Origin of the sequence: Falsihalocynthiibacter sp. BN13B15 (assembly GCF_041205415.1) — a bacterium.
Classification (GTDB): Bacteria; Pseudomonadota; Alphaproteobacteria; order Rhodobacterales; family Rhodobacteraceae; genus Falsihalocynthiibacter; species Falsihalocynthiibacter arcticus.
Genome location: NZ_JBGFCE010000001.1, coordinates 174,781 through 192,216 on the forward strand (window position 1 = coordinate 174,781; position 17,436 = coordinate 192,216).

General features: G+C 52.4%; 20 protein-coding genes. 18 read left to right on the plus strand and 2 right to left on the minus strand.

From position 1 onward, the window contains the following. Positions 1 to 102 precede the first annotated feature (102 nt). The 18 genes from rplO to AB9F26_RS00960 all read left to right on the plus strand — a co-directional run bounded on the left by rplO (position 103) and on the right by AB9F26_RS00960 (position 16,041). The gene (rplO, locus tag AB9F26_RS00875; RefSeq protein WP_335586588.1) at positions 103 to 582 is read left to right on the plus strand and encodes a 50S ribosomal protein L15; all 480 of its coding nucleotides are present in this window, start codon (positions 103 to 105) and stop codon (positions 580 to 582) included. Positions 583 to 685: 103 nt separating this feature from the next. After that, entirely contained in the window at positions 686 to 2,044 is a 1,359-nt protein-coding gene (gene secY, locus AB9F26_RS00880) for a preprotein translocase subunit SecY (RefSeq protein ID WP_039004062.1), read from the plus strand. Continuing rightward, positions 2,041 to 2,685: an adenylate kinase gene (locus AB9F26_RS00885; RefSeq protein ID WP_335586587.1), complete on the plus strand. Its 645-nt coding sequence runs from the start codon at positions 2,041 to 2,043 to the stop codon at positions 2,683 to 2,685. Before secY ends, AB9F26_RS00885 begins: the two co-directional genes overlap by 4 nt. A gap of 209 nt (positions 2,686 to 2,894) precedes the next feature. Further along, the gene (rpsM, locus tag AB9F26_RS00890) at positions 2,895 to 3,263 is read left to right on the plus strand and encodes a 30S ribosomal protein S13 (protein WP_039004083.1); all 369 of its coding nucleotides are present in this window, start codon (positions 2,895 to 2,897) and stop codon (positions 3,261 to 3,263) included. Between the two features lie 14 nt (positions 3,264 to 3,277). Continuing rightward, the gene (rpsK, locus tag AB9F26_RS00895; RefSeq protein ID WP_039004060.1) at positions 3,278 to 3,667 is read left to right on the plus strand and encodes a 30S ribosomal protein S11; all 390 of its coding nucleotides are present in this window, start codon (positions 3,278 to 3,280) and stop codon (positions 3,665 to 3,667) included. Positions 3,668 to 3,780: 113 nt separating this feature from the next. Continuing rightward, complete coding sequence (locus AB9F26_RS00900) at positions 3,781 to 4,797, plus strand: DNA-directed RNA polymerase subunit alpha (protein ID WP_039004059.1); 1,017 nt, start codon at positions 3,781 to 3,783, stop codon at positions 4,795 to 4,797. A gap of 143 nt (positions 4,798 to 4,940) precedes the next feature. Further along, positions 4,941 to 5,360, plus strand: coding sequence for a 50S ribosomal protein L17 (gene rplQ, locus AB9F26_RS00905; protein WP_039004058.1), 420 nt, complete (start codon positions 4,941 to 4,943; stop codon positions 5,358 to 5,360). A gap of 348 nt (positions 5,361 to 5,708) precedes the next feature. Next, positions 5,709 to 6,320 carry an autoinducer binding domain-containing protein gene (locus AB9F26_RS00910; RefSeq protein WP_335586586.1) on the plus strand — a complete coding sequence of 204 codons (612 nt, stop codon included), beginning with the start codon at positions 5,709 to 5,711 and terminating at the stop codon, positions 6,318 to 6,320. Positions 6,321 to 6,383: 63 nt separating this feature from the next. Continuing rightward, complete coding sequence (locus tag AB9F26_RS00915; RefSeq protein ID WP_335586585.1) at positions 6,384 to 6,971, plus strand: acyl-homoserine-lactone synthase; 588 nt, start codon at positions 6,384 to 6,386, stop codon at positions 6,969 to 6,971. A 99-nt stretch (positions 6,972 to 7,070) separates the two neighbouring features. Next, a complete protein-coding gene (locus AB9F26_RS00920; RefSeq protein ID WP_369767072.1) occupies positions 7,071 to 8,387 on the plus strand; it encodes a replication-associated recombination protein A in 1,317 nt (438 codons plus the stop codon). 31 nt (positions 8,388 to 8,418) lie between these two features. Next, the gene (crcB, locus tag AB9F26_RS00925; RefSeq protein ID WP_039004054.1) at positions 8,419 to 8,796 is read left to right on the plus strand and encodes a fluoride efflux transporter CrcB; all 378 of its coding nucleotides are present in this window, start codon (positions 8,419 to 8,421) and stop codon (positions 8,794 to 8,796) included. After that, positions 8,793 to 9,827 (plus strand): RluA family pseudouridine synthase, encoded by a 1,035-nt coding sequence (locus AB9F26_RS00930; protein WP_039004053.1) that lies wholly within the window; start codon positions 8,793 to 8,795, stop codon positions 9,825 to 9,827. The genes crcB and AB9F26_RS00930 overlap by 4 nt, the downstream gene beginning before the upstream one ends. Beyond that, positions 9,824 to 10,510 carry an HAD-IA family hydrolase gene (locus AB9F26_RS00935; RefSeq protein WP_369767073.1) on the plus strand — a complete coding sequence of 229 codons (687 nt, stop codon included), beginning with the start codon at positions 9,824 to 9,826 and terminating at the stop codon, positions 10,508 to 10,510. The genes AB9F26_RS00930 and AB9F26_RS00935 overlap by 4 nt, the downstream gene beginning before the upstream one ends. Continuing rightward, positions 10,507 to 11,223, plus strand: coding sequence for an ATP12 family protein (locus AB9F26_RS00940; protein ID WP_335585999.1), 717 nt, complete (start codon positions 10,507 to 10,509; stop codon positions 11,221 to 11,223). Before AB9F26_RS00935 ends, AB9F26_RS00940 begins: the two co-directional genes overlap by 4 nt. Positions 11,224 to 11,442: 219 nt before the next feature. Continuing rightward, positions 11,443 to 12,459 carry an amino acid ABC transporter substrate-binding protein gene (locus AB9F26_RS00945; protein WP_335586000.1) on the plus strand — a complete coding sequence of 339 codons (1,017 nt, stop codon included), beginning with the start codon at positions 11,443 to 11,445 and terminating at the stop codon, positions 12,457 to 12,459. 134 nt (positions 12,460 to 12,593) lie between these two features. Then, positions 12,594 to 13,850 (plus strand): ABC transporter permease subunit, encoded by a 1,257-nt coding sequence (locus AB9F26_RS00950; protein WP_335586001.1) that lies wholly within the window; start codon positions 12,594 to 12,596, stop codon positions 13,848 to 13,850. A gap of 1 nt (position 13,851) precedes the next feature. Continuing rightward, on the plus strand, positions 13,852 to 15,234 hold the full coding sequence (locus tag AB9F26_RS00955) for an amino acid ABC transporter permease (protein ID WP_335586002.1): 1,383 nt from the start codon (positions 13,852 to 13,854) through the stop codon (positions 15,232 to 15,234). A gap of 15 nt (positions 15,235 to 15,249) precedes the next feature. Then, on the plus strand, positions 15,250 to 16,041 hold the full coding sequence (locus AB9F26_RS00960; RefSeq protein WP_039004048.1) for an amino acid ABC transporter ATP-binding protein: 792 nt from the start codon (positions 15,250 to 15,252) through the stop codon (positions 16,039 to 16,041). 78 nt (positions 16,042 to 16,119) lie between these two features. Here the strand turns inward: AB9F26_RS00960 and AB9F26_RS00965 are convergent, their stop codons facing one another. Beyond that, positions 16,120 to 16,608 (minus strand): histidine phosphatase family protein, encoded by a 489-nt coding sequence (locus AB9F26_RS00965; protein WP_335586003.1) that lies wholly within the window; start codon positions 16,606 to 16,608, stop codon positions 16,120 to 16,122. After that, positions 16,608 to 17,399 (minus strand): sterol desaturase family protein, encoded by a 792-nt coding sequence (locus AB9F26_RS00970; protein ID WP_335586004.1) that lies wholly within the window; start codon positions 17,397 to 17,399, stop codon positions 16,608 to 16,610. Before AB9F26_RS00970 ends, AB9F26_RS00965 begins: the two co-directional genes overlap by 1 nt. Between the last annotated feature and the right edge of the window lie 37 nt (positions 17,400 to 17,436).

A 17,436-nucleotide genomic window follows, 5' to 3' on the forward strand; every position in this document is an offset into this window, starting at 1 on the left:
TAGACACGCGCGGTATCCCCTTGTGGGAACAGAATCATTTGTAACGCCGTGTTTGTCTCTTTGGTCGCTCTTGGGACAGTTCCGGCAAGAAGGAGTAGCGACATGAGATTGAATGAACTGCACGACAACCCAGGTGCAACAAAGAACCGCAAACGCGTTGGTCGCGGTGCTGGTTCCGGTACCGGTAAAACTGGTGGCCGTGGTATCAAGGGTCAAAAATCCCGTTCGGGTGTTGCGATCAAGGGTTTTGAAGGCGGTCAAATGCCTTTGTACCAACGTCTTCCTAAGCGTGGCTTCACCAAGCCAAACCGCAAAGAGTTCTCTGTATTGAACCTTGGCATGATCCAAAAGTTTATCGACGCCAAAAAACTCGACGCAAAAGCAGCGATCACCGAAGACGCACTTATTGCGTGCGGTTTGGTTCGTCGCAAACTCGATGGTATCCGCGTTTTGGGCAAAGGCGAGATCACATCCAAAGTTACGATCGAAGTAACGGGTGCCTCTGCTGGAGCTGTTGAAGCTGTTGAAAAAGCCGGTGGTAAACTGACTGTTACAGCAACACCTAAGGCCGCAGCTGAATAAGCGCTTGTGAGCGGTCGCTTGGCCGCTTACATACAAATTAGTTTTCCAGCGCCGCCGACCGGAGAATGGTCTGGCGGCGCTTTTCGTGACAGGGAGAGGCCGAATGGCATCCGCAGCAGAACAAATGGCAGCCAACATGAGCTGGGGGGCTTTTGGTAAAGCCACCGAGCTTCGCCAACGTATTGTTTTCACCATCGGTCTTTTGATCGTCTACCGTTTGGGGACCTATATCCCCGTCCCGGGTATTGACGGCGCTGAACTGCGCAACTTCATGGAGGGTGCGGCCGCTGGTATCGGTGGTATTCTTTCGATGTTTACCGGTGGTGCCCTGAGCCGCATGGGCATTCTTGCGCTCGGCATCATGCCCTACATCTCGGCCTCGATCATTATCCAGCTTCTAAGCTCCATGTGGGCCCCGCTTGAGCAACTCAAGAAAGAGGGCGACGCGGGTCGCCGGAAGATCAATCAATATACCCGTTATGGCACGGTATTCTTGGCGACGTTCCAAGCCTATGGCCTTGCGGTCAGTCTTGAGGCAGGTAGCCTTGTGACCGATCCGGGCTGGTTCTTCCGTATTTCGACCGTTGTGACCCTTGTTGGCGGCACAATGTTCCTAATGTGGTTGGGTGAGCAGATTACAGCACGCGGGATTGGCAACGGTATTTCGTTGATCATCTTCGTGGGCATTATTGCCGAGCTTCCAGCCGCTCTGACACAATTCCTCGTACAATCCTCCGAATCTGGAGCGAATCCCCTGATCGTTGTCGGTGTCTTTATTATGGTTGTCGCTGTGGTCGGGTTCGTGGTCTTCATGGAGCGGGCGCTCCGCAAGATCCACATTCAGTACCCGCGCCGTCAAGTTGGCATGAAGATGTATGAAGGCGGCGCAAGCCATCTTCCGATCAAAGTGAACCCTGCTGGCGTTATTCCTGCGATTTTTGCCAGCTCGCTTCTCTTGCTGCCAACCACGCTTGCCACCTTCTCGGGCGACTCCACCAGCGGCGTTCTGTCCATTATTCTCGCGTATTTTGGGCCGGGAAAACCGCTCTATCTGGCGTTCTTTACAGTTATGATCGTGTTCTTTGCGTTCTTCTATACGCATAACGTGGCGTTTAAGACTGATGAAGTTGCGGACAACCTGAAAAACCAAGGCGGCTTTATTCCCGCAATTCGTCCGGGCAAGAAAACCGCCGAGTATTTGGACAAAGTTGTGAACCGCATCTTGGTCATCGGTTCGGCCTACCTTGCGGCAGTTTGTCTCCTTCCTGAAATTTTACGTTACCAATTCTCGATTCCCTTCTACTTTGGCGGCACTTCGGTTCTGATTGTCGTATCCGTGACAATGGACACAATTCAACAAGTTCAGTCACACATGCTGGCACACCAGTATGAAGGCCTGATCGAAAAGTCGCAGCTACGTGGCAAGAAGCGCGGCGGTAAAAAAGGGACAGCGAGAAAATGAACATAATCCTTTTGGGGCCACCGGGCGCCGGAAAAGGAACCCAAGCACGACTTCTGGTTGAAGAGCGTGACATGGTCCAACTTTCCACAGGCGATATGCTGCGCGCGGCGAAAACTTCTGGCACAGAGATGGGCAAGAAAGTCGCAAAAGTTATGGATGCGGGCGAATTGGTTACCGATGACATTGTGATTGGATTGATCGAAGAGCAGCTCAAAGGCACCGACCGCCAAGGGGGATTCATCTTTGATGGCTTTCCCCGCACGCTGGCGCAGGCCGACGCGCTTGGTCAACTTCTTGGCCGCGTAGGGCAAAAGCTGGATGCCGTTATTGAAATGCGCGTCCAGGACGATATCCTGATCAAACGCATCTCTGGCCGCTATACCTGTGGCAACTGCGGCGAAGGCTATCACGACGAGCTAAAAGCCCCCAAAGTCGAGGGTGTTTGTGATGTCTGTGGCAGCACAGATATGGTGCACCGCGCCGACGACAATGAGGATTCCCTCAAGACACGTTTGATGGCCTATTACCGTGATACCTCCCCTTTGATTGGCTATTATTATGCCAAGGGCGATTTGGCTCCGGTAAATGGCTTGGGTGAAATCGACGAAGTTGCCAAAGCAATTCGTGTGATCTTGGATTAGGCATATCGCGGGTTGACCTTGTGGTAAAAAGGGCTTAATTCCAGCCATCTCGTAAGAGAATCGGCTTTTGTCCATTGATACGCAATCTGCGGACAAGTATATGGCCGAGAACAGAAATTCAGCGTAGCCCGCAGGAGATAATCCTACGGGCTTATGTTGTGAAAAAAGGTTCTGGAAATACGGAACCGCAACAAAAAGGAATACATAACGTGGCACGTATCGCCGGCGTAAATATCCCGACCCATAAACGGGTCCCGATCGCCCTGACTTATATTACCGGTATCGGTACAACTTCCGCACAAGCTATTTGTGAAGCCGTAGGCATCGACGCAGCGCGTCGTGTTAACGAACTTTCCGATGGTGAAGTGCTTTCCATTCGTGAGTATATCGACGCGAACTACGCTGTCGAAGGTGACTTGCGTCGTGAAACACAAATGAACATCAAACGTTTGATGGATCTCGGTTGCTACCGTGGCTTGCGTCATCGTCGTAATCTTCCTGTTCGTGGTCAACGTACACACACGAACGCTCGCACTCGCAAAGGTCCTGCACGGGCTATTGCTGGTAAGAAGAAATAGGGGGGATTTGATCAATGGCACGTGAAAAAGTTCGCGCAAAGAAAAAAGAGCGCAAGAATATTGCCTCTGGTGTTGCGCATGTGAACAGCTCGTTCAACAACACAAAAATTCTGATTTCCGATGTTCAAGGCAATGCGATCGCATGGTCCTCTGCTGGAACAATGGGCTTTAAAGGCTCGCGGAAATCTACACCCTACGCAGCTCAAATGGCTGCTGAGGATGCAGGTAAAAAAGCACAAGAGCACGGCGTGAAAACGCTTGAAGTCGAAGTGCAAGGCCCGGGTGGCGGTCGCGAAAGCGCATTGCGCGCTCTGGCCGCAGTTGGGTTTAACATCACATCTATTCGTGACGTTACACCAATGGCTCACAACGGCTGTCGCCCTCCAAAGCGTCGTCGCGTGTAGTACTAAATGATCTCGGGTCTGTAATTCGTACGCCAGACCCGAGATTGTTATTTTTTACCTCGGGTGTTTCCGGCTTAGGGACATGGGCCAGAAACAAGAATGGAGGCGACAGCATGATCCATAAAAATTGGCAAGAACTGATTAAACCAACACAGTTGGAAGTGAAGCCAGGCAACGAGCCTGCGCGTCAAGCAACTGTAGTTGCAGAGCCGCTTGAACGCGGTTTTGGTTTGACATTGGGCAATGCTCTGCGTCGCGTGCTTATGAGCTCGCTACAGGGTGCTGCGATTACCAGCGTTCAAATCGACAATGTTTTGCATGAGTTTTCCTCGATTTCTGGTGTTCGCGAAGACGTAACCGATGTGGTTCTGAACCTCAAAGGCGTCGCGATACGTATGGAAGTAGACGGTCCAAAGCGTGTTTCCATCTCGGCCAAAGGCCCGATGGTTGTAACCGCTGGCGACATCTCCGAGAGCGCGGGTATCGAGGTTCTGAACAAGGATCACGTTATCTGTCACCTCGACGAAGGCGCAGACTTGTTCATGGAATTGACTGTTGAAACTGGCAAAGGCTATGTTTCCGCTGACAAGAACCGTCCTGAGGACGCACCTATCGGTCTTATTCCGATCGATTCGATCTTTTCCCCTGTGAAGCGCGTGTCTTATGACGTGCAGCCCACACGTGAAGGTCAAGTTCTCGACTATGACAAGCTCACGTTGACGCTTGAAACAGACGGTTCCATCCCTCCAGAAGACGCCGTGGCTTATGCTGCGCGTATTCTTCAGGACCAGCTTGCGACATTCGTTAACTTTGACGAGCCAGAGTCTGCAAACCGTCAAGAAGAAGACGATGGCCTCGAATTCAATCCGCTTCTTCTCAAGAAAGTGGACGAATTGGAACTTTCCGTACGTTCCGCAAATTGCCTCAAGAACGACAACATCGTTTACATTGGCGATTTGATCCAAAAAACCGAAGCAGAAATGCTCCGCACACCAAACTTCGGCCGCAAGTCTTTGAACGAGATCAAAGAAGTGTTGTCGGGCATGGGTCTGCACCTCGGTATGGACGTCGAAGATTGGCCACCGGACAATATTGAAGATCTTGCGAAGAAATTCGAAGATCAATTCTAAGAAATTTGGGGTGGGCTTAACGGTCCGCCCCAACCTCATAAATGCCCGGAATGCCGGGGAATGTCAGGGCAATTGCCCCAAGGAGAGTAGCTGACACGCATCGGCTGCCGGACAAAGTAAAACAACGCTATAGGAGATACACCATGCGTCACGCTAGAGGCTACCGCCGCTTAAACCGTACTCACGAGCACCGTAAGGCGCTCTTTGCCAACATGGCAGGCTCACTCATCGAGCACGAGCAAATCAAAACAACACTGCCTAAAGCAAAAGAGCTTAAGCGCATCATCGACAAACTTATCACTCTTGGTAAACGTGGCGATCTTCACGCCCGCCGCCAAGCAGGTGCTCGCCTTAAGCAAGACGCTTATGTTGCGAAATTGTTTGAAGTTCTCGGCCCACGCTACAAAGATCGCCAAGGTGGTTATGTGCGGGTTCTTAAGGCTGGTTTCCGTTACGGTGACATGGCGCCAATGGCGATCATCGAATTGGTTGACCGCGACGTGAATGCAAAAGGCGCAGGCGACAAAGCACGCGTTTTGGCAGAAGACGCCGCAGCAGAATAATTCAGAGACCTTCATTGATCTCAAATAGAAAGCCCCGCCAGATTTGGCGGGGCTTTTATTGTTTTGGTACATCGTTCCGTTAGGAATAGGTCTAGTTATGCGACTTTTTAGCCGCGATTCGAAGCTGAATGGAGTTCTCGATTCGCTCCAGCAAAGCTGTTAAACTGTTCTCTCCGGAGGGCGAATTTCTCAAAAAATCCAGTAAATCGCCACGTGCGCTCTCTGAAAGGGAGTTCAACTTCGTCTTTAAATCTATGTCCATTGTTTTCACGGTAACATCACTCACTACTATTTCTGTACCATACACTTTAAGGTTGACTAAGATTCTGACAACTAGTCTAAAAAGACATGTCTAATAAGATAGGTCTCGACCTCGAACTTCATAAGCTCACGTTGCTTGCGCCTGCGGGTTACTTTTTGGGGCTCCATATTCGCTTCGCCGCGCCTCTTATGTCTTTTCAGACGTATGATCACCGCTGGACGGATTATTATACCGAGCAAGGGTTCGCACTGCGCGACCCGACAATTGCTTGGGGCTTCAGCACGGATGGCGCGAGTCGTTGGAGCGAATTCGGGATTCCCGACACATTCAATATTTTGGGACTGGCAAAGGAATATGGACTCAATTTTGGGGTTACTGTATCCTGTGGTCCGATTTCCTCTCGCACAATCGCTAGCTTTGCACGTAGCGATCGCGAGTTTACAGATAGCGAAATGGAAGAAGTTTCGCGCGTAGTTCGTCGGCTTCATGACTTAACAGAGCCGCCGGAGAGCCTAACTAAGGCTCAAGTTGAAGCCCTGCGGTGTATCGCAGACGGCGATCGGCATGCGGCGGCAGCTGCAAAATTGAATATCTCAGAAAGCGCCCTTAAAGCACGCTTAATAGCGGCCCGTCAGAAACTGCTCGCTCGGACGACCGCTGAGGCCATTCAACGCGCGAAGGATTATAGGCTGCTTTAACCGGATCTGATCGTTGTTTGAACGTGGGGCTTTGTTTTTTTTAAACAAGCTGGGGGATCTACCATGCAAACAACTACACTTTCGTTCGAAAATATGCACAACCATGGCGAGCTATTCGCAAATCTGTTTCGCGCTAGGCGGCAGTCTTTTATTGTGCAAAAAAACTGGGACCTGCCTGAAGCCCTTGGAATGGAGTATGATCAATATGATACTCCGGCAAGTCGTTGGATTGCCATCCACGAATATGGCGAAGTCTACGCAGGCATTCGCCTGACGCCCACAGTCGCGCGCTGTGGGATTTATAGTTACATGATCCGTGATGCACAACGTGGGTTGCTCGGGACCATTCCTCAAGACCTCCTATTTGAGGAAGCCCCCGTTGATGAGAACATTTGGGAGAGCACGCGCGTGTTTGTTTCCCATACCACGCCACAGCGTATTCGTCGGCGCGTGCACGCCTATATGGTGATGGCGATGCTCAAGTCCGCCCGCGAGTTGGGTGCAACAAAGATCGTTGCATTGACCGCAGCGAATTGGCCACGTTGGTTTGGCCGGTGTGGTTTGGATGCTGAAGCTGCTGGGCGTCCGATGTTTATTGGCGATGGTGACTATCAATGTGTTTCCATCAATCTGAGTTCTAAGCTGCACTAAACGACTGCGAAACGAAAAAGGGCCTCCCCCTCCTGAGGGGCCCTTTATCGCACCAAAACGATGCTTCCCCCTGTTCCACACAAGGCATAGTGTCACCCCATGACAGATTTGTTTGATTCCAGTGCCTCCGAGGCCAAAGTTCAGAACGCGCCGCGCCCTTTGGCGGATCGTCTGCGCCCCAAAACTTTGTCGGAAGTGATCGGGCAGCAACAAGTTTTGGGTCCTGAAGCCCCCTTGGGGACGATGCTCGCATCCAACAGTTTGGGGTCGCTCATCTTTTGGGGACCACCTGGCGTTGGTAAAACCACAATTGCGCGTCTTTTGGCGGATGAAACAGATCTCACCTTTGTGCAGATAAGCGCGATTTTTACCGGCATGCCCGACCTTCGCAAAGTTTTTGAAGCCGCTAAAATCCGTCGCCAAAACGGGCAGGGGACACTGCTGTTTGTCGATGAAATTCATAGATTCAATAAAGCCCAGCAAGACGGCTTCCTCCCCCATATGGAGGACGGCACGATCCTTTTGGTAGGGGCCACCACAGAAAATCCCAGCTTTGAGCTCAATGCGGCGGTGTTAAGTCGCTCGCAAGTTATGGTGCTCACGCGGCTTACCCTCGCAGACCTTGATCTGTTGCTTGCGCGCGCTGAAGGCGAAATAGACCGCGAGCTTCCTCTTACCCAAGACGCCCGAGATGCGCTTTTGGAAATGGCGGACGGCGATGGCCGCACTTTGCTCAATCTTGTTGAGCAGGTCTCAGCTTGGAAGGTCAAGGAGCCATTGGACGCAAAGGGGCTCGGCCAACGCTTGATGAAACGCGCGGCGGTTTATGACAAATCCGGCGATTCCCATTACAATCTGATTTCCGCGCTCCATAAATCCGTGCGTGGCTCGGATCCCGACGCAGCCCTTTATTGGCTCGCCCGCATGCTCAAGGGCGGCGAAGACCCCCGTTACTTGGCGCGCCGCATTACGCGCATGGCAATTGAGGATATCGGCCTTGCAGACCCCGATGCGCAAACTCATTGTTTGAACGCATGGCAAGTTTACGAGCGTTTGGGCAGTCCCGAAGGCGAATTGGCTTTGGCGCAAGCGGTGACCTATTTGGCCCTCGCCCCCAAGTCAAACGCGGCCTATGCGGGGTACAAAATGGCAATGGTTGCGGCGCAAAAAACCGGTTCCGAGCCGCCCCCAAAGCATATTCTCAATGCACCAACCTCCCTGATGGAAGATCAAGGATATGGGGCGGGATATGCCTATGATCACGACGCCGAAGATGGATTTTCGGGCCAAAATTATTTTCCTGAAACCATGGAGCGCCCCGAGTTCTATCTACCGGTTGAGCGCGGATTCGAGCGCGAACTTAAAAAACGTCAAGATTACTTTGCTAAACTGAGATCTAAGCGCGCTAGCGGTTGACATTCCGGGCGCTAGAGGGAAAACACGGCCGATGTTTTTGACCCTATTATATGTGGCGCTTGGAGGTGCTTTAGGCGCCGTGATGCGCTTTTTGACTCAGGCTTACGCGGTGCGACTTTTGGGTATGAGTTTCCCATGGGGGACCTTAAGTGTGAATGTCGTTGGGTCGTTTGTAATGGGGCTGCTTTTTGTGCTACTTGCAGGGCGTGACTCCTCGGTTATGGCGCCGTTCTTAATGATCGGTGTCTTGGGCGGGTTCACAACGTTTTCGGCGTTTTCACTCGATACGTTACGGCTCTTTGAAGCTGGGCAACTCGGCTCGGCGGCACTCTATGTCGCTCTATCAATGGTTATGTCCCTCTCGGCGGTTGCGCTCGGGGTATGGTGTGCAAAAGGGGGCTTCGCATGAGCGGTGTTCAACATATTACGATTACGCCTGACGACAATGATCAACGACTCGATCGTTGGTTTCGCCGCCAGTTTCCACAAGTTAGCCAAGCACGGATCGAAAAGCTCTGCCGCAAAGGCGATATCCGGGTTGATAAGGGGCGGGTTAAGCCTGCGTCGCGTTTGACCACAGGACAAATCGTCCGCGTGCCACCGCTGCCAACCGCCAGCCAGATCACAGCCAAAGCGAAGCCTGCGGCTCCGATGTCGGACGAAGATGCGGATATGATCCGCGCCACGGTCCTGTATCGCGACGATTATATGATTGTAATTAACAAGCCTCCGGGATTGCCAACACAGGGCGGCACCAATCATCACCGTCACGTCGATGGTATGGCGGATGCGCTTCGTTTTGGGCTGGAAGAAAAGCCGCGCCTTGTGCACCGTCTTGATAAAGACACGTCCGGTGTCTTGGTTCTTGCCCGCACACGTGCGTCAGCAGCAGCCATTACCCGCACCTTCCGTGACCGCGAATCGCGTAAAATTTACTGGGCAGCCGTCGCAGGACAGCCAAAACCCCGTTTGGGGACCATTCGCTTTGGCCTTGTGAAAGCCGGTGCTGATTTCGAAAAAATGCACTGTATTCACCCGCGCGAAGTTGACTCTACTGAGGGCGCTAAGCGCGCGACAACCGATTACGCCGTGCTTTCTGCACTCGGTGGGCGGGTCTCTTGGGTGGCGCTTGTGCCAATCACGGGCCGCACACACCAGTTGCGCGCGCATATGGCCGAACTTGGGCATCCGATTATTGGCGACGGTAAATACGGCGGCTCAGGGCAGGAAAACCTTGGCGACGGTTGGGGCGCACAATTGGGCGGGGAGATCTCGAAAAAACTTCACCTGCACGCGCGCAGCCTGACCATGACGCATCCTTCCACGGGGGCCCGTATGACGTTTACGGCGCCGATGCCCAAACACATGGTCCATACGTGGGATACCCTTGCGTGGGACGTGCGCGATGTGCCGCTTGACCCCTTCGACGAGGAACAATGAGTACCGAGCTAAAGCTCATAATCTTTGATGTCGATGGAACGCTTGTCGACAGTCAGGACCATATTCTCGCAGCGATGACAGCCGCTTGCGCCTCGGTGGAGGTTGCACCTCCAAGTCGGGAGGCGGTTTTGTCGATTGTGGGCCTCTCCCTCCCTGAGGCTGTTTTGCGCCTGATGCCTGAGAGCGCGTTAAGCCAACGTGAGAAAATGGTGGAGGCCTATAAAGGGGCCTTCAACGCGCAACGCGAAGAACTGGGCGCGCAATCCGGGTCACCCTTTTACGACGGGGCGCTCGACGTCCTGCGCGCGCTTGAGACGGTGGACCATCATATCCTTGGTATTGCCACGGGCAAAAGTCGTCGTGGTTTGGACAGCCTTCTAAGCGGTCACGGCCTAGAAAAAATGTTCTTCACCCAGCAGGTCGCCGACGACCACCCCTCCAAACCACACCCTTCCATGATCTTTCAGGCGCTTTCGGAATCCGGTGTTGATGCCGCGAATGCGGTGATGATTGGCGACACGAGTTTTGACATGGCGATGGCAAAATCTGCGGGGGTAGGGCGCATTGGGGTCGATTGGGGTTATCATTCACAAGTTGACCTCACGGAAGCTGGCGCGGAAGTGATCTTGCAGGGATTTGACGAATTGATTCCCTATTTGGACCAAATCTGGAGTGGCAAATGACGAGTTGGGCGACGAAAAAGTTTTGGAAAAATGCCGAAGTGGCCGCCACCGAAGGGGGCTTTGAAGTCCTGTTGGATGGGCGCAAATTGCGCACGCCCTCCAAGGCCGCATTGGTTATCCCAACCCTTGAGATTGCCCAAAAAGTTGCTCATGAATGGCAGTCGCAGGATACGAAAATTGATCCGGTCACCATGCCGGTTACCCGCATGGCCAACTCTGCGATCGACAAGGTCGCCCATCAATTCGACGCGGTTGCCGATATGCTTGCGTCCTATGGGGAAACCGATTTGTTGTGTTACCGCGCGGCCTTCCCGATTGAACTTGTTGAGAAGCAACATGCGGTTTGGACACCCTTTTTACTTTGGGCTGAAACGACTTTCGACGCGCCGCTCGTCCTTGGCGAAGGCATCATGCATGTCGCCCAACCCGCGGCAAGTATCGCGAAATTGCGGGCGCCTGTGTTTGCTTTGAACACATTTGAACTGGTCGCTTTCCATGATCTTGTGGCGATAAGTGGTTCCCTTGTTCTTGGGCTTGCGGCGCTCCACGCCTTTAAATCCCCCGAAGACATTTGGCAGGCCTCCCGTCTGGATGAAAATTGGCAGGAAAGCCAATGGGGGCAAGACGACGAAGCCACCGAATTGGCCGCGAAAAAGCGGCAAGCGTTTTTTGAGGCATTTGAATTCTATCAAGGCCTGCAAGTCGCACTTTGATCCTGTGAATTACGAATAACGAACGGGAAGCTCCCCACCTTTGCGGGGGGCCCCCAAGGGAACGGACCACTGGCGTATCGTTGCCCCCTTGACGGCTGCAACAGAAATTGTCCATTCTACGCGTAATGCGGACAGCATTGCTGTCTTCATGTCTACTGCCGATGTTACTCCATTGGCCAAACCACCCAAAAAAGGGTGGACAATCAGGAAGAGGTTAAAATGAATAAATCCGTATTTTTTGGTGCACTGACCGTGGCAAGCCTTGCTGCAGGTGTTGCCGCAGCAAGTACGTTGGATGACGTAAAAGCGCGCGGCAAACTAAACTGTGGCGTTACCACCGGCGTTCCGGGTTTTGGTGCTCCAGATGCGAACGGCGAATGGGCCGGCTTTGATGTTGCTGTTTGTCGCGCCGTTGCTGCGGCAGTTTTGGGAGATGGCAGTGCTGTAGAATTTATCCCGACAACCGGTAAGACACGTTTTACCGCGTTGGCTTCCGGCGAGATCGACATGTTGGCCCGTAACACAACATGGACATTCAGCCGCGATGTGGACCTGAAGTTCGATTTCGCAGGTGTGAACTACTACGATGGTCAAGGCTTCATGATTCCAACAGCGCTGGGTGTTAGCTCCGCTAAAGAACTTGATGGCGCAACGGTTTGTATTCAAACTGGGACGACAACTGAGTTGAACTTGGCCGACTACTTCCGCGCCAACAATCTCTCATATGAGCCTGTGCCAATCGAAACAAACGCTGAAGGTCAACAACAGTACCTTGCGGGCGCTTGTGACGTTTACACAACGGACGCTTCCGCGTTGGCAGCGACTCGTGCAACCTTCGAAGCACCAAGCGAGCACATCGTCCTTCCTGAAATCATCTCCAAAGAGCCACTCGGTCCTCTTGTTCGCCACGGCGACAACGAATGGGCAGACATCGTTCGTTGGTCTTTGAATGCTTTGATCGCCGCTGAAGAACTCGGTGTGACTTCTGCAAACATCGAAGAGATGGAAGCAAGCACAACGAACCCAGAAATCGCACGCCTTTTGGGCAAAGAGGGTAACCTCGGCGAAATGCTTGGTCTTGACGCTGGTTGGGCCAAAGCGGCCATTATGGCTGGTGGCAACTACGGCGAAATCTTCGAGCAAAACATTGGTCAAAGCACACCAATCGGAATCGCTCGCGGCTTGAACGCACAGTGGACAAATGGTGGTCTGCTTTATTCCCCACCCTTCCGCTAGGGCTTACTAATAAAAGGGCGCGGTTCATTCCGCGCCCTTTTGACTATCTATAAGAACAATAACTAAACAACAGTCTTAGGTTGTATGAGCGCAAATAATGCGCCGGAATGCCTAGCGACGACGGGGATATTTTCATGACAACAATAACCGACCCTCCTAAGGAGTCGTTTCGGCTATCTATGCTGATTTACGATACCCGATACAGGTCAATGACCATTCAAGTTGTTGCACTTCTCGGGTTCATGGCAGTGTTTGCTTGGCTCATTGGTAATACAGCGCAAAACCTTTCGGATCTCGGAAAAGAACCGTCGTTTACTTATTTGAACGACTCCGCAGGGTATGACATCAACCAACGGTTAATTGACTATACCTCCCGTGACAGCCATTGGCGCGCGGCGGGCGTGGGTCTTCTTAATACGCTGCTGATTGCGTTCCTCGGCTGTATCACAGCGACGATTATCGGTGTTTTTGTCGGCATCCTGCGCCTCTCAAACAATTGGATCGTTTCCAAAATCATGACGGTCTATGTCGAGACCTTCCGCAACGTCCCCGTCCTGCTGTGGATCGTGTTTACGATGGCGATTATGATCGAGACATTGCCTCAGCCCAATGATTTCAGAGGCGACAACGCGACCGCGTCTATGATTTTGAACGACACCGTCGCCATAACGAACCGAGGCATTTACGTTCCCGAACCCCTGTTCAGCAGGAGTTTGGGCGACATCAGCGTTTTCGGGTTCTTGAATATTAGTTTGAACCTCGTTCTCATTGCCGCTGTTCTGATCGCTGGCATCGTTGTCTCAAAGAAAATCAAAGAGCGCGCAAATCGCATTCAAGAAGCGACGGGCATTAGACCGACCACATGGTATCTGCGTTTGGGAGCGGTGCTGCTTCCCGTAACGATCGCGCTTGTTGCTCTTGGGTTTCATCTTGGCTATCCGGCGCTGAAGGGCTTCAACTTCCAAGGCGGGACTCATCTACGCAACTCCCTGCTCGCGCTCTGGATTGCCCTCTCGCTCTATACCGCCGCCTTTATCGCCGAGATCGTTCGCTCGGGCATTATGTCTGTCTCAAAAGGGCAAAGTGAGGCCGCTGAGGCCCTTGGCATGAGTTCGAGACGCACCATGAGTCTGGTGATTTTGCCACAGGCGATGCGGGTGATTATCCCGCCAATGATCTCTAACTACTTGAATCTCACCAAGAACTCCTCACTCGCGATTGCGGTTGGGTACATGGATATTACCGCCACACTCGGCGGGATCACCATGAACCAAACGGGGCGCGAGCTTGAGTCCATCCTGCTTTTGATGCTGATCTATCTCACGATTTCCCTCAGCATTTCGGCCGTGATGAATTGGTATAATAACTCAGTTAAATTGGTGGAGCGGTAATATGCCAGAAGTTAGTTTTGTCCGCACAGAAATGCTCTCGCAGCAAGTCCCGCCTTCAACCATGGTTGGCCCAATCGGTTGGTTGCGTCAAAATCTGTTCAACGGCATTTGGAATTCGATCATATCGGTCCTGTTTCTCCTCGCCGTTGTATGGACGGTCCTCAACCTTCTTGGTTGGGGGGTTTCTCCAACATGGAACGCCAAGTCACTAACCGAATGCCGCGAGATCATCGGCGCGGGCGGGCATGGTGCCTGTTGGGGTGTGATCAACGATCGTTGGTTGCAGCTTCTTTATGGCTTCTATCCCCTAGACGTTGGTCTTCTGTCGTCCTTAAGCGGCGTTGATCCTGAGCTTATCAGTTCCGACCCACGTGCACATGTTGCGACCCCGATTGTGATGATCCTTGGCTACTGGCGTTTGAATTTGGCCTTGGTGCTGATGTTCGTTGGTCTGCTTCCGGTTCTTTCGGAAAAAGCACCGCGCAAGTTATTGATCGTGACGATGCTCTTCCCGTTTGTGGACGTGTTCCTCATGTGGGGTGGCTCGATTTGGGGGCCGACTATGGCCTTTGCGGGCTTCGTGATCGGGTATTTGGTTTTCCACTATGTGCGCCCTCATACCGGCAGTTTGGTCGGGATCATATTGACCGCCGTGGTGCCAATCCTTTGGTGGCTATTTGCGGCTGGCCCCGTTGCGGGTGTCCTCGCAAATCTAACGCCTGGTTTGGCTCTGGAAGCCGTTTCCAGCCGACAGTTTGGGGGCTTCGTTCTGTCGATCTCCATTGGGATCGTCGCGATCCTCGGGTCATTGCCGATTGGGGTACTCCTTGCTCTCGGTCGCCAGTCTGACTTGCTGATCGTGAAATCGATCTGCATCGGTTTCATCGAGTTTATTCGCGGTGTGCCTCTGATTACCCTCCTGTTTGTGGCCAACAACCTGCTCAATATCTTCATGCCTCCGGGTACGAACTTTGATGTGATCCTGCGGGTTATGATCATGGTAACGCTCTTTGCGTCGGCCTATATGGCCGAGGTTGTGCGCGGCGGGCTCGCTGCTTTGCCAAAAGGGCAGTACGAGGCGGCGGATGCTCTGGGACTTGATTATTGGAAGGCGCAGCGGCTGATCATTATGCCGCAAGCGCTCAAGATTTCCATTCCGGGCATCGTGAGTACCTTTATCGGCGTGTTCAAAGACACGACGTTGGTTTCGATCATTAGCCTCATGGATCCCGTTGGCCTGTCCAGTGCGATCCGCGCAAACCAAGAATGGAACGGTATTGTGTGGGAGCTTTATGCCTTCATCGCGCTGCTTTTCTTCGTCGTTTGCTTTTCTATGTCCCGTTATTCCATGTTCTTGGAGCGCAAGCTCAAGACTGGCCATTAATAAGGAGTTCACGATATGTCTGAACTTGCTACACAACGCCAAATTGATCGTTCCAAAATGCAGGTCTCTGAAGAGGTTGCGGTCCAAATCAACAATATGAACAAGTGGTACGGGAGCTTCCACGTGCTGCGCGACATCAACCTGACGGTCAATCAGGGCGAGCGTATCGTTATTGCGGGGCCATCCGGCTCGGGGAAATCGACGCTCATCCGCTGTATCAACCGTCTTGAGGAGCACCAAAAGGGCGACATTATTGTCGATGGAACCGAGCTCACGTCCGATCTCAAAAACATCGACAAAATCCGTTCCGAAGTGGGAATGTGTTTTCAGCACTTCAACCTTTTTCCGCATCTGACGATTTTGGAGAACTGTACCTTGGCTCCGATCTGGGTGCGCAAAACACCCAAAAAAGAAGCCGAGGAAATTGCGATGCACTTCCTTGAGAAGGTTAAAATCCCCGAGCAAGCCAACAAATACCCCGGCATGCTTTCGGGTGGGCAGCAACAGCGCGTGGCGATTGCCCGTTCGCTTTGTATGAAACCCCGCATCATGCTCTTTGACGAGCCAACCTCAGCTCTTGACCCAGAGATGATCAAAGAGGTTCTCGACACCATGATTGAACTGGCCGAAGAGGGCATGACCATGCTGTGCGTGACCCACGAGATGGGTTTTGCCCGTCAGGTTGCGAACCGTGTGATCTTTATGGACGACGGTCAGATCGTGGAGCAAAACGAGCCTGAGGAGTTCTTCAACAATCCAAAATCCGAGCGCACGAAATTGTTCCTCTCCCAGATTTTGGGGCACTAAGGATCCATTTCGGCGTCTTGGAAAACTTTAAAAACTTTAAAAACCGGCTCTTTCTGAGGGCCGGTTTTTTAAATAACTCTACAATTCACGCGGAATTACGAAACCAAGTGGTTTACCTTTATGGGGTGCGATTTCCCCATCAAATTCCAGTACCGTCGTCGCGCCCGTGGGATAGTCATAGAACTTCGGATGGCGCGGCTCCTCCTCCACTAGGGTGGCCGCAAGCGCCGCAATCCCGGGATTATGCGCCAGCAGGAGAACCGTGCTTGTAGGGGCTGGCTTATGGGCTGCAAGGACCGCAAGTATGGCAGCGGGTTCCGCCAGATAGAGCGCGCGGGTAAACACCAGAACAAGGTTTTGCGACAGGTATGGCGCCAACCCGTCGAAGGTTTCGCGGGTCCGTTGGGAATCTGAAACCAGTGCCAAATCAGGTAAAAACCCTTTGTTCTCAAGCCAGAACCCGATCTTCGATGCAGAGGCACGGCCGCGCGGATTGAGGGGGCGCGCATGATCGCTCGTCATTCCGTCCCAATCAGACTTCATATGCCGCATCAAAATAAGTTTCATTACCGTCCCTTTCGAAACGGCATCATAAGTGCATGAATGAAACCCTTGGGTTTCGCGTATTCCCCCAAAAGACCAATGCGCATACCCGTATGACCATCCTTAGGCTGCGCAATATACGTTCCAAACAAACGGTCCCATAACGACAGCGAAAACCCGTAATTGCTGTCGGTTTCCTCGCGATAAACCGAATGATGAACACGGTGCATATCCGGCGTCACCAAAACTCGCCGTACAACGCGATCCAACGGAATCGGTAGACGAAGGTTTGCATGATTAAACATCGCGGTGCCATTTAGCAAAACCTCGAATAAAATCACGGCAACCGCCGATGGTCCAAACACATAGACCAGACCAATTTTAAATCCTGCTGAAAGGGCGATTTCCACAGGGTGAAATCGAATGGCCGTTGTGACATCCATTTCAGGGTCAGCATGGTGAACTTGATGAAAACGCCATAAAAACGGTACCTTATGGGTGATCAAATGCTGCAACCAGATAAAAAAGTCCAAGATAATGATGGCCAAAAGGACTTCGATCCACGACGGCAAAGTTGTGTGGTTGAACAGGCCAATGCCACGATGTGAAGCCTCAAGCGCGGCACCAACGGCCAACAGCGGCACGGCAATTGCCATGATCCTGAGGGTTATTGAATCCAGAATAATCATGGCCCAATTGATCGGCCAACGCCCCATGCGTGTACTGGGGCGGCGAGGAAGCATGGCCTCTGCGAGTGCCAGTACAACGAAGAGACCGAGGAAGACGCCTAGCCTAAGGAAAGTTTCATTTTGCATATTTCATGGTGCTCCGAAATTCGGCGCGGTTCAACGA